General features: G+C 66.7%; 1 protein-coding gene. It reads left to right on the top strand.

Features of this window, described 5'->3' with window-relative positions; genetic code table 11:
- Positions 1 to 89: 89 nt before the first annotated feature.
- The coding region (locus VG556_RS22510; RefSeq protein WP_423180069.1) for an alpha-amylase family glycosyl hydrolase at positions 90 to 454 on the top strand (365 nt) is incomplete at its 3' end.

Genomic DNA, 454 nt, shown 5'->3' with positions numbered 1-454 from the left:
CCTATGCATGTGCTGGTGCTGGGCGGCTGCAGCCTGTTCGTCGCCGGCCTGTGCGTACTGCGGGTTCCGTCCCGTCCGGAGGTGGTGTGATGCGTGGTGCGCTGTCTTTTGCTGTTTCCCTGGTACTGCTGGCCGGCCATGCGACGGCCGCGCCACGCCCGGACTATGTGGGCACCACCGAGCCGTTCGCCAGCGATGCGGTGTACTTCGTGGTCACCGACCGCTTCGTCAACGGCGACCCGTCCAACGATCATCGCGACCAGGGCGGCACGCACCGCACCTTCGATATCCCGGTGCCGTGCCCGGACAAGGTGGACGGCAACATCGGCTACCTCGGCGGTGACTTCCGCGGCGTGCTCGACAATGCGCAGTACATCCGCAACCTCGGCTTCGGCGCGGTATGGATCACGCCCATCGTCGACAACCCGGACGAGGCGTTCACCGGCAGCAAGCC

Origin of the sequence: Stenotrophomonas sp. CASM106, assembly GCF_049384825.1 — a bacterium.
Classification (GTDB): domain Bacteria; phylum Pseudomonadota; class Gammaproteobacteria; order Xanthomonadales; family Xanthomonadaceae; genus Stenotrophomonas; species Stenotrophomonas muris.
This window is presented reverse-complemented; position numbering and strand designations above follow the sequence as displayed.